Raw genomic sequence first — 13,305 nt, 5'->3', positions numbered from 1 at the left:
TTATGTAAACTGCCCTTATTGATTTTTTAGTAGACGCCAAGTGAATTAAAATATTACGAGGTGTGTTATGATAATAGTTGTTGGTGGTCAAAAAGGTGGTACTGGTAAAACGACCATAGCCACAAATATAGCGGTGATGCGTGCTAGGGAAGGTAGAAATGTCCTTCTCTATGATCTTGACCCATTAATGCTAGCTACCTTGTGGGCATCCCTGCGAGACAAGGACAAAAGTTTACCGAAAATTAACAGTATTCACAAGGTGTTAGGCCAAATTAACATTGGTGTAGTAATCAGAAATGAGCTACAAGCTTTACAGTCCAAATATCAAGATATTATTGTTGACGCAAGAAGAGCAGATGAAACTTTAAGGGCTGCCTTATCATTAGCTAATCTAGCTATATTTCCCATTAATCCATCTGGGATTGATATGTGGACGTTTGACACTCTGAGCAACTTAGTTAACGGTACTCAAAGTTGTAATAAAACCTTTAAAGCAAGAGTGCTATTTAATGGAGTACACACCAATCCAGGTGCAGCTAAAAAACACATTGAAGAATGTGATGATTTTTTAAGTGAATTTGACAACTTAACAAGGTTCGATAGTTTTTTAAGTTGGCGAGCTGCAGTTCAAGACGCCTCTGGCGAAGGTATGGCAATTGTTGAATATAAACCAGTAGATTTAAAAGCAATTAGGGAAATTGAATCTGTTTATGAGGAAGCCTTATCTACTGTTAGAAAATCAGAGCCAGCACAGTCAGTGTTAAGGTTGCCACCTAGTTTACATCAAAAATTGAGGGAAATAGCCTTTATAACAAAAGATATAGTTTCTAACATTGGATTCAGGGCTTTAACGGAATACATTAAAACTTTAGAGAAATAAGAAACCAATCAAAATGAAGAAGAGAGGTTTGTTTCCTTGATTGTCTTTCAACTATTTTTCTGAAGTTGGAGGTTCGATAGGTTGCTGTGTAAAAGATTAGGAAATGTTTTTGTTAGTATTGAAAACTATAGCTCTTTTCCTAATAGTGCGAACATGATGGAATAGGTAAAGTAGCGAGGAGATGTGAATGCCAGCAGCATATAGTTATGATTTAAGGAAAAAAGCATTGGATGTAGGGGAAAGTAGAGCATTTGTAGCCAAGAGGTTTAAAGTTAACATTCTATGAATGGCAAAAAGGTGCAAGAAAATAGGCGATTTTAAATCAAAACGTAGATCCAATAGAGCGTGATTGATATCTTGCTAGTAATAGTGTAACAGCTTTTATTAAGATATTTTTTTGCCATACGGCAGCAATAACAAAATTAGAAAATTGATGGCTGAATATGTTGGAATTGATAAACAGTATATTATGCTTCAAGCAATATTTACTTTAGTAGCTTCTACAACTTTTTTTAGTATAGCTTCTCCTTGGTGCTGTGTACCAACAGCAGTATTTGCACTTGCTACGTGTTTCTTTGTTAAAAATGATGTACATGCTGCATTTTCTGCAAAAGAACTTTCTCCTGAGTTTGCCGAAATTATTACTGAAAAAGTAGTAAATAATGTTGAGCTCAATGCAGAAGACAACTCTCAATCGAGAAGCTACTTGTATGAGACTGTGTTATATAGCGAAACTAGATTTCACTTTTACACACCTAGATAAGGGGTAACAGCAGACACTAGAATGACAAAATCGTTATTCCGCTACGCATTATCGCCGTATAACTATAGCTATATATGAACTAAAAAAGTAATATTTACTAGATCTTAATATTTTAGATCTATATTTCAATAAAATATTACAATTAGTATGCATGATCCATTTAAAAGTGAGGATTATAAAAAAAATCTTGATTCTCTGATCAAAGCTATAAATCTAGGAAATCCAGAGGAACAATGTTATAAAACAGTAACAGATCTGTCTCATGCTTTAGAGGGTTTTACAGATAAGGCAGAAGATGTAGCTAAGCTTGTTATACGTGATGACTTGAATAATTGTGTAAAGAAGACAAATAAAAAGCCATTAATTCTTAGGATATTCAATAGAATATTAGGAAGAGATGTTTCGATTAGGAATATAAGTAATTTTATAAAAGATAAATTGCCTCCTTCAACTGCTAGAACAGCAATCGAATATACAGATGTTATTCAAAAAATTTCAGATTTAGAGCGAATAGAAAGAAGTCAAGATAAATATAGGTCATATGGAATAAATTTAGAAAATAGACAGCAAAAGAAAAATCTCTTATATGAGCGAGAAGATTCAGGTTATGGAGGTTCATTAAACGAAGATCCTGAGTATGAAGAAATATCAAATTATCAAGAGGAAAAAAGTAAATCTTTAACAAAAGATTTGCGTAATCTACAATCAATTAAAGAGGAGCCGATTTATGCAACAATCTCTAAAGAACATATAGAAGCAAAAAGAGAACATAGGAAGAAACAACAACTTCAATCTCTTGCACCACCAAAACCACCAAGAGTACCAGAGAAAATGTTTACTATCAATCAAAAAATTAGACAAGAACCGAAAAAAGATAAACCTGCAGTACCACCAAAGCCTAAAGATTTAGGCGAAAAAGTAAGCACAGAGCAAAAAATAGTAGTGGAAAAATCAGCTGAGAGTAACCCTACACTACCACTAAAATCTGAAAATCAAGATGGTAAAGAATCAGCAAAAAAAGCTGATGGACCAAAAGTACTAGTAGTTGCTATGAAAAAAGAAGTGACTCGCGAGAGTAGTAAAGTAAAGGCATTAAAAGAAAGATTTGAGCGAAATCAAGTAAAGAACGTGTTGCCTGCTGAAAACAAAACTGCTTCAGTAACACAAACGGATATCAGTGTGAAGAGAAAACAATCTCGTTCATTTCCAGTAGGGAATAAAAAATCTTCGATCAACCATCTTGCCAGCAAAAATTTACCTTCCACGAATGTAAGTGTAAAAGAAATGGTTAAAAAATTTGAAGGGAGAAAAGGTGAAAGATAGTAATATTTGGGTATTTCCCTACTCATGAAAATTAGCTCTTATCATAACATTTTTACAGCCATAATAAGAGGAAGTTTTTATAGGATTGGGGCTAAAGAAAACTTGCATGTAAATGTATCAAGGTATAAAATTATAAATATTAAGAATGAATAGGTTAGTTATGAATCTTGTAACAAAATCCGCTATCGATTTTACTGCTTCGGCTGTTCTTGCTAGTGGAAAAATAGTTGATGATTTCTGTTTAAGTAAACATATAAAGGATAAGTATGCTGTCCTTTTTTTCTATCCACTTGATTTTACTTTTGTCTGTCCAACTGAGTTGATATCATTTAGCAACAAAATAGAAGATTTTTCAAAACGTAATGTTGAAGTGATAGGAATAAGTATAGATTCAAAATTTTCACACTATAAATGGCGAAACACTCCAGTTAATGATGGTGGTATTGGAGAGGTTAGCTACAATTTAGTGTCTGATATCAAAAAGTCTATATCAAGAGACTATGGGGTCTTATATGATGACTCAATTGCACTAAGAGCAACTTTTGTTATTGATGATAAGTTTGTTGTACGTCATCAATCGATAAATGATTTTCCTTTAGGGCGTAATATCGATGAGTTTATTAGAATTATTGATGCAATAAAACATAATGAAGAGCATGGTGAAGTATGTCCAGCAGGGTGGAAAAAAGGTAAGCCAGCAATGCAGGCAAGCGATGAAGGAGTGGCTGATTATCTAAACTCACACAGTGCAGAATTATAAATTGAGTACAAAAGTTCTTATTATTGGATCTGGAGCAGCGGGTTATGCTGCTGCTATATATGCAGCACGTGCAAATTTAGAGCCAATTGTAGTAACAGGAATGCAACCTGGTGGTCAGCTTACAATTACTACGGATGTTGAAAACTATCCAGGTTTTATTTCTATACAAGGTCCAGAACTCATGGAACAAAAGAGGTTGCATGCAGAGAAGGTGGGGGCAAGGATAATAGATGACGAAATAAAAAGCGTTGAACAACTTGAGGATTCTAATGAGTATAGATTTAGATCTTGTGGTAATGCTAGTGACTACTATTCGAATGCAATTATAATCGCAGCTGGTGCGCAAGCGAAGTGGCTTGGCCTGGAGAGTGAAAAGAAATTTCAAGGTTACGGAGTTTCGGCATGCGCAACTTGTGATGGTGCATTTTTTAGAAATAAAGTTGTAGCTGTGGTTGGTGGTGGAAATACTGCTGTTGAAGAAGCAATATTTTTAACTCGATTTGCTAAGGAAGTTATACTGATACACAGGCGTGATAAGTTAAGAGCAGAGAAAGTAATGCAAGACAGGCTCTTTAAAAATGATAAGATAAAGGTAATATGGAATCATACCGTAGAGCAGATTCTTGGAGAAGAAAATCCTAAAAAAGTTACTGGCATTACAATTAAATCGACAGACATCAATAAAACCCAGGAATTGAAAGTAGATGGAGTGTTCATTGCAATTGGGCATGCACCAAATACAGGTATTTTTAAGGGCTTTGTTGAAATGGATCAGCAAGGTTATATAATTACGAAACCTGGAACAACTCTAACCAGTAGGGCAGGGGTGTTTGCTGCTGGTGATGTTCAAGATAAGGTATATCGCCAGGCAGTAGTTGCCGCAGGAACAGGGTGCATGGCTGCACTTGATGCGGAAAAGTTTTTGGAATCATAATTAATTCTAAAATTTTTAACTAAGTTACTTGCAATTTTCTTTGTTTTTTTTATAATTATGTCAATAAATTATAGGTTGGGGAGAATTTAGTATGCTTTCGCAAAATAATGTAGATTTTGGAAGAAGGGTTGTTAGTGATGTAGGATTACGAATTCAAAATCAAACAACTTCAGGACAATCAACAACAAAATTATTTGAAGCTATTAATGAAGAAAATCTAGGAGATTTTGAGCAAGCTCTAGCAGAAGGTGCGGATGTTAATGCGTTTGATGAAGAAGGCATGACACCTTTGATATCCATAATTAGTAATTTATCTTCAGGCTCTGGAGCAGAGAAAGAATATCAGAGTATGATTAGGTTACTTCTACTTCACCAAAGCATAGATGTTAATATTCATGAAAAACGTGATGGCAATACAGCTTTGCATCTAGCAATGTGCTTTCTTCAAAAGAAAGTGTTACAACTCTTACTAAGTCATCCGAGAATAAGTATTGATCTACTAAATAAAATTTTTCAAAATCCTGAGCAATGTGCTAGAAAAAATCGTGCTGAGCATTTGATAATAGAAATACAAAAAGCACAAACAGGAAGACAATTATTAAATGTTCTTTCTCGTGGAAATTTCCATGAAGCAAAAGTACTATTAAATCAAGAATTCAACCCTAATTGCTGGAAAAGAAATTTAAATGGAGAAATAGAAACACCACTTAGCCTGATTATCAAATCATGTTTACAAGGAATAACACAAGATAACGAGGAAGTATTGACTAAACTTTTAAAACATAAGGAGCTAGATTTTAGTCAAATAAAACCAATATCAGCTATAGAGCAAAATCAACGGGTAAAGCAGATAATTGAACGCACTATTAAAGAGCGATTAACTGATACTATTGATAAAAAAGATTTGGATGATGTAAAAGAATTAGTGGAAGATAATTGCTTTATGAATGATCAAATTGTTATTGAGGTGCTTAAAAGTTTTAATCCTGTCAGAGAATATCTAAATGAAAAATTCCCCTACAAGTGCAGAGCAACCTGTAGCAAATACACATAATGTTCAACCAGCAATAAACGATGAGTTTATTGCGCAAGAATTGCAGCGACTTGAAAACCTTAGAGGTGAACTTGAAAGAACAAAGGCTCAACTTGCAGAAAAAGAGCAAGAGTTGAATAAGGTCGTAAGCGAAAGAACAAGAGATACTAGCAAAATTTCACAGTTAGAAAGGGAGTTGAGACAAGTAAGGCAGGATAATCAAGAAAGAATTCACACTTTCACTGATCAAGTAGCTCGACTTACTAGAGAAAAAAGTCAACTTGAAAACCTTAGAGATGAGCTTGAAAGAACAAAAACTCAACTTAGAAAAAAAGAGCAAGAGTTGGGTAGGGTTGTAAGTGAAAGAGACACTAACAAAATTTCACAGTTAGAAAGGAATTTTAGGCAAGAGAGATTAGAACTTCAAGCTCAAAATCAAGACTTAAAGAACAAAAACAGAAAACTTTCAGAAGCAAACATTTATAATAGAAGGCAAAGTAACTATGCCTCTGCTTCTTTTGTGTTATCTGGAGCGTTTGCTGTTGGTACATGTTTAACAATATCGAATTTAGAAATATGTATTTCACTTACTATAGCTGCATTTGTCTTCCTTACAATTGGGTGCTACTGTTCATATAAAGCAAGTACAGTGCTGAGTGATGTGACAAGCACTGAGCTTGGTAATGTTATCAGTTTAGGATGAAGTTAAGGTTTTTACTTCTTCTCTAAACTCTACTGAAAGTTTTATACATCCTGAAAATACCTTGATAATTCGAGTGAATGTGAACCTGAGTGGTTTCAAGACTTAAATAGTTGTTGTAAACTTGCTTTTATTATCTTTTAGTTCAAGAAATTAAAAGTTTAACGATGAGAATTATAATTACAGACCAAAGTAAAAAGTAGGCTTTTCCATTTGATCTATTTTTTACTTGTAATTTTTTGTCAGCTATTAGGTTTAATTTTTCTATAAGGCTAAATATCCCTTGGATTGTTTTGATGGGATAAGAGCTTTTAATTTTTTCCCTATACCCTATTTTACTTTCATGTTGACTGTTTATCCATGTTTCAACTACTTTCCACATATTGATTTCTGGATAGACTTTTCTACATGTTCCTTCTAATAAGATCATAGTTTTCTGTAGCAATAATAATTGTGTTTGAACTTTCATATCAAAATCACCAGTTATTTTTAGTAGCTGAGTAAGTAATCGAGCAAATGAAATCTTCTGTATAGGCTGTCCAACAATGGGCTCACCTATTGCTCTGCAAGCTGTAACAAAATTTCTATGCTGTGATGGAACATAACCGGCTCTAAAGTGCATTTTTGCAACGTGATCATAATCCCTATTTAAAAAGCCTTTGAGTATCTCTATAACGTAATAGCATGTCTCACGATCTATTCTACCCATGATTCCACAATCCAGGGCAATAATATTGTTATTACTATCGATCATTAAATTTCCAGGATGCATATCAGCATGAAAAAAACAATCCCTATATACCTGATTACAAAAAGATTCTATAAGATTGATAGCTATTTGCTTTCGGTTATTCAGCTTTTCAACTTCGTATATTGGTATAGCTTCCATCCATTCTAATGTTAAAACCTTTTTTGAAGTTCTACTCCAATCTATTTCAGGTACGTAGAAACCTCTGTCATGTTTAGTATTTTCCTTCAGTTCCGAAGAGTGGGCAGCCTCAAAACGTAGATCTAACTCTAATCGGCAAATTTCAGCAAAAGTTTTGACTAATTCAACTGGCTTCAGCCTTTTTGATTGTTCACTAAATTTTTCTGCAATTTCTGCAAGCCAAGAAAGCATTTTTATATCCCTTGAGAATGTTTTCTCAATATTTGGCCTTAAAACCTTTACAGCAACTTCCTTACCTGCAGTTGTAACTGCTCTATGCACTTGAGAAATTGATGCTGCTGCAATTGGCTTTTCAGAAAAGCTTGAAAAAATATCGCTTAATTTACAATTAAACTCACTTTCTATAGTTTTAACTGCTATTTTATACGAAAATGATGGCAATCTATCACATATCAATAGCAAGTTATTTGTTATGTCCTCATTTAAAATATCAGTGCGTGATGAAATGGATTGCCCAAATTTAATGAACACCGGACCTAATCTTTCAAGAGCACGCTTTAGTTTATGACCTTGTATTTTATTTATTGATTTTTTTGATGGTGGAAGTAAATAAGGTAACACATTGTAGCGTGTTAGCACTGTAGTTATTTGCAGAAGACGTAGAATATTTTGAATCATTTCGCTGCGTAACTGCCAAATATTTCATTTATCTCCATAATTTCATCAGGTTTACCTTGATAATAGATAGTATTATTTATGCAAATTATGTAATCTGAGGATGGTAGAGCAGAGTTAAGGTCATGAGAAGTCATGAGAATCGACACTGATCGTTCTTTTGCGATTTTATTTATAATATCATAAAATTTAGCTCGTGCGTTAATATCCATTGCACTGACTGGTTCATCTAAAATGATCAAATCAGATTCTGAAATTAAACAGCGTGCAAGCAGCAGTAATTGTGTTTGTCCTGCAGAGATTTCTAATACTTGATTTTTTAGGATGTTACCGATACCAACCAATTCTATTGCTTCTGTAACAATGGGTTGATTTTTCTTCAATTTCTTCGAGGAGCTATTGAAAAGGAAAGACTCAACTGTTATTGGCATCAAATTACCAATACTAAAATTTTGTGGCATATAGCTAATTTTTATATTGTCAGCGAATACAATACTGCCAATAAAACCTTTATTTATACCAGCAACTGCTTTCACTAAAGAGGTTTTACCTCCGCCATTTGGACCAAGTATTGTAACTATATCTCCTCTTTGTACTGATATGTTGATATTATCAAGAACTTTTTTATTACCGTATGAAAGAGTAAGGTTTTCTATTTTTAGAATGCAGTTATTGACACTACTTGATTTTTTGGCAAAAATTGACTTCTTCTCAACATTTATATGAGACATTTACTGTTTTTTTTTCTATTACTTTCATTTACATTATACTACAATAGTGCCTTTTCATCCAATTTAAAAATTGTAGCTACAATCAAACCTATACACTCACTTGTAGCTTCTGTTACAGATGGAATTTCAAAGCCAGAACTACTAATGTACGAAGTAGTGTCTGAACATAACTACATGCTCAGGCCTTCAGACGCAAGTAAATTAGAATCTAGTAATATTATATTTTATATCGATGATTCTTTGGAAACATTCATTAAAACTTTCACTAAAGAAAATAAGAAGTTAATACCGCTATCAAGTGCAATCGATCTACTTCCTGCTCGACCACATTCATTTTCTAGTCACATTCAAGATGAAAAAGATTTGCATATTTGGCTGAGTCCTGAAAATGCAAAAAGTATGATACTTTCTATCAGTGCAACATTATCTAATATAGATAAAGAAAATGCCTATCGATACAATACTAACGCAGAGGAGGCTATAAGAAAGATAGACCAAGAAGTAGAAAAAATTACGAAAGAATTGGATGAGTTAAAAAATCAAAAATACATAGTTACTCACGATGCTTATCAATATTTCGAAAAATATTTTGATTTAAGTTACCCAAGCGCCATTCTTTCTATAGAAGAAGATTCTTACATAGGTATGAAGAGTTTAATGAAATTAAAAAAGGTAATGAAAGAGGAAAACGTTAAATGTATTGTTTCTCATTCACGAGAGGATAGCATAAAGCCTAATGTCTTTTCTAGTGACGTAAAAATGGTGATTCTTGATCCTATTGGATCAGATGTAGAGCCTGGAAAGGATGCATATCTAGATATAATCAGCAGCATTGCACAGAATTTCAAGTCTTGTTTCACTGAGTAATGAGTTCTTTTATCTATTCAGATAGCATTGCAAACTTAGTGCTTTCTATTCCAATCACAACTATACCGACATTATCTACCAGAAGTATATCATCCCAGTCTGGGATTCAGTTAAGTTGGTAAGCATAAAAATATTATGTTAAAGCACAACGTTCTTGATGAGATTAGGGCAAGCCAATGTCAGCTACTTGAATGACACCATTTGCTATGCCCTCAAAAATGAATGCTCGTACAGCTGTGTGCCAGCTACTTGCATCTGCTATTTTTACTCATAATTATCTTGCCTGAACGAACTTAATTTCAAGTAGTTAATTATAGAAATAATCGTATAAAAAAAAGAAGATAACCAATATCTTCTTTTACTCTAATTAAAAAGACATTGAATTGTAATTGTCTATTTCATCTGATATAAGCGATAATTTTATGCTCTCAAAACGGAGATTACTTGCAATATCTGTTAACTGTTCACTAAGTGTTACTTTTTCTGGTGAATGGTGTTCAGGAGCTTTTAATTTTCTATTACAGTCAGCCTTACACCAAGATCTATTAATTTTTGTCAATAAATCATTACCCTCGTATTTATTTTCACACTGTCTGTGGCACAAATTAAGTAAATCAACACCATGCACTGTCAATGAAGCAGAATCTTGTGTAAATTTTACCATAATATACTCCTTAATCTTATTATATCTATATTAACATATAAATGTGAATATTATACTAATATAGTTACTTTTTATGGCAAGTGGTTTTTGGTTATTTTCTAAACTTTCTTTATAAAAACCATAGGCGCCTATTGGTTTTTAGCTAAAGTAAAGATCAAGTATCTGGCATTCTGGACATAAAATCCTCCTGTGTAAAAAAGATTAGAAAAAAAAGTGCGGCGCACATACGACAGAGATTAAGTATGTGTGTGCACCCACGTACGCTGAAGAAGATATGCCACATTTTTTAATGAGTTTGATTGTTTAATGAAAAAAGTCTGCAGATAAAGATAGATTTTGAGCTCTTAAAATATCTTTGAATATGATTATAGTCAGATTTAAAATATGCGCAAGCAATTTTTTTCTGTAAAAGTTTAACAAAAGAATTCAAAAGTTTGTGAACAACCTCTAAGTGTATGGTCCCAGAGTGTGATGGTATATAGACTATCTGGATCATTTAAAGTGTCAGATCAAGTCTTATCAAGTCTTATTTAATAAATTGAAGAACTAAGTTGTTGATAACTGACCTTTAATTTTTATAGGGGCACTTTCGACTTCTTTAGTAAGAACATACTATAAGAACTATAATTATGTGCATTTATACATAATACTGTGGGTAATTTTTTAAAATAAAAAGAAGTAGCCTATCTAGTACCTTTAGTGTACATTAAAAACAGTAAATTTATACTAAAACTTCTACACTTGCCAAGCTTTCTAATGACTTTTTTCCATTTAAGCAATAAAAAGGCCAGATCAGGACAAAAACGCTACCATTTTCAGCCCTTATTCAGGTGGCTCAATTCCCCGTAACTTATACAAGTTACCGTAATCTTTCAAAACCTCAAATAGACTTTCTCTAATGCAAAACAGTATAACTAGTGAGCAATAAGCTACACTCCTTTTAGCTGTAAGCTTTGCATGATAATATACTTACTTTAATTTTTCTTCTTTAAATAATACGTGTCTTCTGACCACTGGGTCATACTTTCTAAACTCGAGCTTCTTGGGAAGGTTCTTAGGATTACGTTTTTTTACACAAAAATAGCCTGTTAGTTTCTCTTCTCCAGTTTTTGTTGTTTTGGTTGCGGTGCTAACTAGCTTGACAAGCAAAGAAGCATTTTTTTTCGCCATAATTGTAGTGATATAATAATTCTATGCAAGTTTAGAACGCAAAACACTGAAAGTCAACCCAATAATGCAGGTCGCAAAATTCTTGACAATCAATAATATATTAAGTAGTATAAGAAGATTTCAGAATGAAAAGCAGACGGTAAATAAGTGGCGAGTGATGGCAAAAGGTTATTATTGATAGAAAGTACTACCTGTTCTAACGAGGTAAGGGTTGCCCTACTAGTTAATGGTAGGGTTGTAGAGTTTGAACAAGAATTCAAGGAAAAAAGACAATTAAGAGGTAATATATACGTTGCTTATGTAAAGCGTATAGAGCCTGCTTTGCAGGCCGTGTTCATTGAGTATGGAAAAAATAAGCAAGGTTTTTTGTCTTTTTCTGAGATATCTCTAAATTACTTTAATATTCCAGAAAAAGAGAAGGAAATTTTCCCTGACGAAGGCTATTCGAGCGGTGTGGACTGTTCAAATGATAATTGCACAGAAGAAGGCCTAGATTCTACAGCTAGTAATGAATCCAGCAGTGGTTTTGTGAGGGAGGTACCTTTACATAGAAAATATAAGTTACAAGATGTGATTTCAGTAAATCAAAAGTTATTGGTTCAATTAACTAAAGAAGAACGAGGAAATAAAGGAGCTTCATTTACAACATACGTAACTTTGGTCGGTAGATACTGTGTTTTCATGCCCAATTCCATAAGTAGGGGTGGAGTATCTCGCAGAATTGAAGATACCAACGTTAGAAAACAGTTAAAGGATATATTAAATTCAATAAATTTACCAAAAGGCTCAGGTTTAATAGTAAGAACTGTTGGTGCAGGAAAAAGTAAGAAAGAAATTGAGCAAGATTACGATAATTTGACCTTATTATGGCAAAATATCCAGCAAAACTTCTCTTCTTTAAATGTTCCATCATTAATTTACAACGAAGCAGATGTAGTTATGAGATCTGTACGTGACTTTTGTAGTAATGATACAGAAATTATAGTATCTGATAGAGAAGTTTGTGAAGCGGTAAGAAAATACACTAAAAATGTGTTACAAGGAAAATTACGTCCTAGGTTATATAGAGGCTCTGTTCCAATCTTTACTTACTATCGAGTCGAAGATCAAATTTCTGAATTATATAGCAATAGAGTAGAATTACCATCTGGTGGGTCTTTGGTGATAACCTTAACTGAGGCATTTGTTTCAATAGACGTAAATTCAGGGAAAATGACAGGAGAAGATAACATAGAAGAAACAGCTTATAGAACTAATATGGAGGCATTATCTGAAATATCAAGGCAAGCGAATCTCAGGGGCTTATCAGGGTTAATAGTTGTTGATTTTATTGACATGTTGAAACTTGAGTATTGCAAAAATGTTGAATTTGCTATCAAGCAGGCGTTTAAAGATGATAGAGCTAAAGTTCAATTTAGCTTTATCAATGACTTTGGTTTAATGGTCTTTTCAAGACAAAGAATTAAACCAAATATACAGGAAATTAATACTACAGAGTGCTTACGCTGTAAAGGTATTGGAAGAGTGAAATCAAACGAAGTGGTTGTTGCATCGATACTAAGGGATTTGCAACATATTGCTAATAAAAATCAAAATAAGTCCTTTGATTTAATAGCACGCAGTGCAGTTATAGCGCACATTTTTAATAATAAGCGTGATATGGTTTCTACAATCGAAAAAGAGTTCAATATTACATTAAATGTTAGTATTGATAATAGTTTAGATGCAGATACATTTATTTTAAAGCAAGGAGACCATATTAATTTTAATGATTATAAGCCATTGCAGAATTCTGGATGTCAAATTGTGAATAGCAGGGATAAAGAAGCTGGTAGTTCAGATAAACTACCGGGCAACTTTTGGTTAACTAAATGGCTTTCGCGCCTTTTGGGCTCTAACAACTAAACGGGACTTGT

The 13,305-nt window shown here is 33.3% G+C and carries 13 protein-coding genes and 1 pseudogene; 10 read left to right on the top strand and 4 right to left on the bottom strand.

The window, feature by feature from the left end; translation table 11 throughout:
• The first annotated feature begins 67 nt into the window (after positions 1–67).
• The 8 genes and pseudogenes from ABWU52_RS03545 to ABWU52_RS03515 all read left to right on the top strand — a co-directional run bounded on the left by ABWU52_RS03545 (position 68) and on the right by ABWU52_RS03515 (position 6,396).
• Complete coding sequence (locus tag ABWU52_RS03545; protein ID WP_353277629.1) at positions 68–880, top strand: AAA family ATPase; 813 nt, start codon at positions 68–70, stop codon at positions 878–880.
• Between the two features lie 187 nt (positions 881–1,067).
• A pseudogene (locus ABWU52_RS07305) lies at positions 1,068–1,220 on the top strand (IS630 family transposase); the annotation flags it as partial.
• Positions 1,221–1,277: 57 nt separating this feature from the next.
• Positions 1,278–1,643: a hypothetical protein gene (locus tag ABWU52_RS03540; RefSeq protein ID WP_246433208.1), complete on the top strand. Its 366-nt coding sequence runs from the start codon at positions 1,278–1,280 to the stop codon at positions 1,641–1,643.
• 147 nt (positions 1,644–1,790) lie between these two features.
• Positions 1,791–2,966: a hypothetical protein gene (locus ABWU52_RS03535; protein WP_353277627.1), complete on the top strand. Its 1,176-nt coding sequence runs from the start codon at positions 1,791–1,793 to the stop codon at positions 2,964–2,966.
• 160 nt (positions 2,967–3,126) lie between these two features.
• Positions 3,127–3,726 carry a peroxiredoxin gene (locus ABWU52_RS03530; protein ID WP_010401485.1) on the top strand — a complete coding sequence of 200 codons (600 nt, stop codon included), beginning with the start codon at positions 3,127–3,129 and terminating at the stop codon, positions 3,724–3,726.
• Complete coding sequence (gene trxB, locus ABWU52_RS03525) at positions 3,713–4,660, top strand: thioredoxin-disulfide reductase (protein ID WP_264682645.1); 948 nt, start codon at positions 3,713–3,715, stop codon at positions 4,658–4,660. The genes ABWU52_RS03530 and trxB overlap by 14 nt, the downstream gene beginning before the upstream one ends.
• A 91-nt stretch (positions 4,661–4,751) precedes the next feature.
• Entirely contained in the window at positions 4,752–5,714 is a 963-nt protein-coding gene (locus ABWU52_RS03520; RefSeq protein WP_353277625.1) for an ankyrin repeat domain-containing protein, read from the top strand.
• The gene (locus ABWU52_RS03515) at positions 5,665–6,396 is read left to right on the top strand and encodes a hypothetical protein (RefSeq protein WP_353277624.1); all 732 of its coding nucleotides are present in this window, start codon (positions 5,665–5,667) and stop codon (positions 6,394–6,396) included. Before ABWU52_RS03520 ends, ABWU52_RS03515 begins: the two co-directional genes overlap by 50 nt.
• 142 nt (positions 6,397–6,538) lie before the next feature.
• Here ABWU52_RS03515 and ubiB read toward each other — a convergent pair whose 3' ends face one another.
• Both ubiB and ABWU52_RS03505 read right to left on the bottom strand, forming a co-directional pair.
• Positions 6,539–7,960: a 2-polyprenylphenol 6-hydroxylase gene (ubiB, locus tag ABWU52_RS03510; RefSeq protein ID WP_353277622.1), complete on the bottom strand. Its 1,422-nt coding sequence runs from the start codon at positions 7,958–7,960 to the stop codon at positions 6,539–6,541.
• Complete coding sequence (locus tag ABWU52_RS03505) at positions 7,957–8,688, bottom strand: metal ABC transporter ATP-binding protein (RefSeq protein WP_353277620.1); 732 nt, start codon at positions 8,686–8,688, stop codon at positions 7,957–7,959. Before ABWU52_RS03505 ends, ubiB begins: the two co-directional genes overlap by 4 nt.
• On the opposite strand from ABWU52_RS03505, the gene ABWU52_RS03500 reads away from it, so the two are divergent.
• On the top strand, positions 8,680–9,555 hold the full coding sequence (locus ABWU52_RS03500) for a zinc ABC transporter substrate-binding protein (protein ID WP_353277618.1): 876 nt from the start codon (positions 8,680–8,682) through the stop codon (positions 9,553–9,555). The two genes, ABWU52_RS03505 and ABWU52_RS03500, sit on opposite strands and share 9 nt — an antisense overlap.
• Positions 9,556–9,922: 367 nt before the next feature.
• On the opposite strand, the gene ABWU52_RS03495 is transcribed toward ABWU52_RS03500, so the two are convergent.
• Both ABWU52_RS03495 and rpmG read right to left on the bottom strand, forming a co-directional pair.
• Complete coding sequence (locus tag ABWU52_RS03495) at positions 9,923–10,219, bottom strand: hypothetical protein (protein ID WP_353277617.1); 297 nt, start codon at positions 10,217–10,219, stop codon at positions 9,923–9,925.
• Between the two features lie 969 nt (positions 10,220–11,188).
• The gene (rpmG, locus tag ABWU52_RS03490; protein ID WP_012481745.1) at positions 11,189–11,389 is read right to left on the bottom strand and encodes a 50S ribosomal protein L33; all 201 of its coding nucleotides are present in this window, start codon (positions 11,387–11,389) and stop codon (positions 11,189–11,191) included.
• Positions 11,390–11,536: 147 nt separating this feature from the next.
• Here rpmG and ABWU52_RS03485 point away from each other — a divergent pair, with 147 nt between their 5' ends.
• Positions 11,537–13,294: an Rne/Rng family ribonuclease gene (locus ABWU52_RS03485; protein WP_264704611.1), complete on the top strand. Its 1,758-nt coding sequence runs from the start codon at positions 11,537–11,539 to the stop codon at positions 13,292–13,294.
• Positions 13,295–13,305 lie beyond the last annotated feature (11 nt).

It is taken from the genome of Wolbachia endosymbiont (group B) of Villa cingulata, assembly GCF_964028285.1.
Classification (GTDB): domain Bacteria; phylum Pseudomonadota; class Alphaproteobacteria; order Rickettsiales; family Anaplasmataceae; genus Wolbachia.
The sequence above is the reverse complement of the archived record's forward strand: the minus strand, read 5'-3'. Positions and strand labels throughout refer to the sequence as shown.

What these genes read in the sequence shown, in the direction of transcription:
- ABWU52_RS03545 (WP_353277629.1), top strand. Translation starts at nt 68, where the DNA reads ATGATAATAGTTGTTGGTGGTCAAAAAGGTGGTACTGGTAAAACGACC.
- ABWU52_RS03535 (WP_353277627.1), top strand. Translation starts at nt 1,791, where the DNA reads ATGCATGATCCATTTAAAAGTGAGGATTATAAAAAAAATCTTGATTCT.
- ABWU52_RS03530 (WP_010401485.1), top strand. Translation starts at nt 3,127, where the DNA reads ATGAATCTTGTAACAAAATCCGCTATCGATTTTACTGCTTCGGCTGTT.
- ABWU52_RS03520 (WP_353277625.1), top strand. Translation starts at nt 4,752, where the DNA reads ATGCTTTCGCAAAATAATGTAGATTTTGGAAGAAGGGTTGTTAGTGAT.
- ABWU52_RS03515 (WP_353277624.1), top strand. Translation starts at nt 5,665, where the DNA reads ATGAAAAATTCCCCTACAAGTGCAGAGCAACCTGTAGCAAATACACAT.
- ubiB (WP_353277622.1), bottom strand. Translation starts at nt 7,960, where the DNA reads ATGATTCAAAATATTCTACGTCTTCTGCAAATAACTACAGTGCTAACA.
- ABWU52_RS03500 (WP_353277618.1), top strand. Translation starts at nt 8,680, where the DNA reads ATGAGACATTTACTGTTTTTTTTTCTATTACTTTCATTTACATTATAC.
- ABWU52_RS03505 (WP_353277620.1), bottom strand. Translation starts at nt 8,688, where the DNA reads ATGTCTCATATAAATGTTGAGAAGAAGTCAATTTTTGCCAAAAAATCA.
- ABWU52_RS03495 (WP_353277617.1), bottom strand. Translation starts at nt 10,219, where the DNA reads ATGGTAAAATTTACACAAGATTCTGCTTCATTGACAGTGCATGGTGTT.
- rpmG (WP_012481745.1), bottom strand. Translation starts at nt 11,389, where the DNA reads ATGGCGAAAAAAAATGCTTCTTTGCTTGTCAAGCTAGTTAGCACCGCA.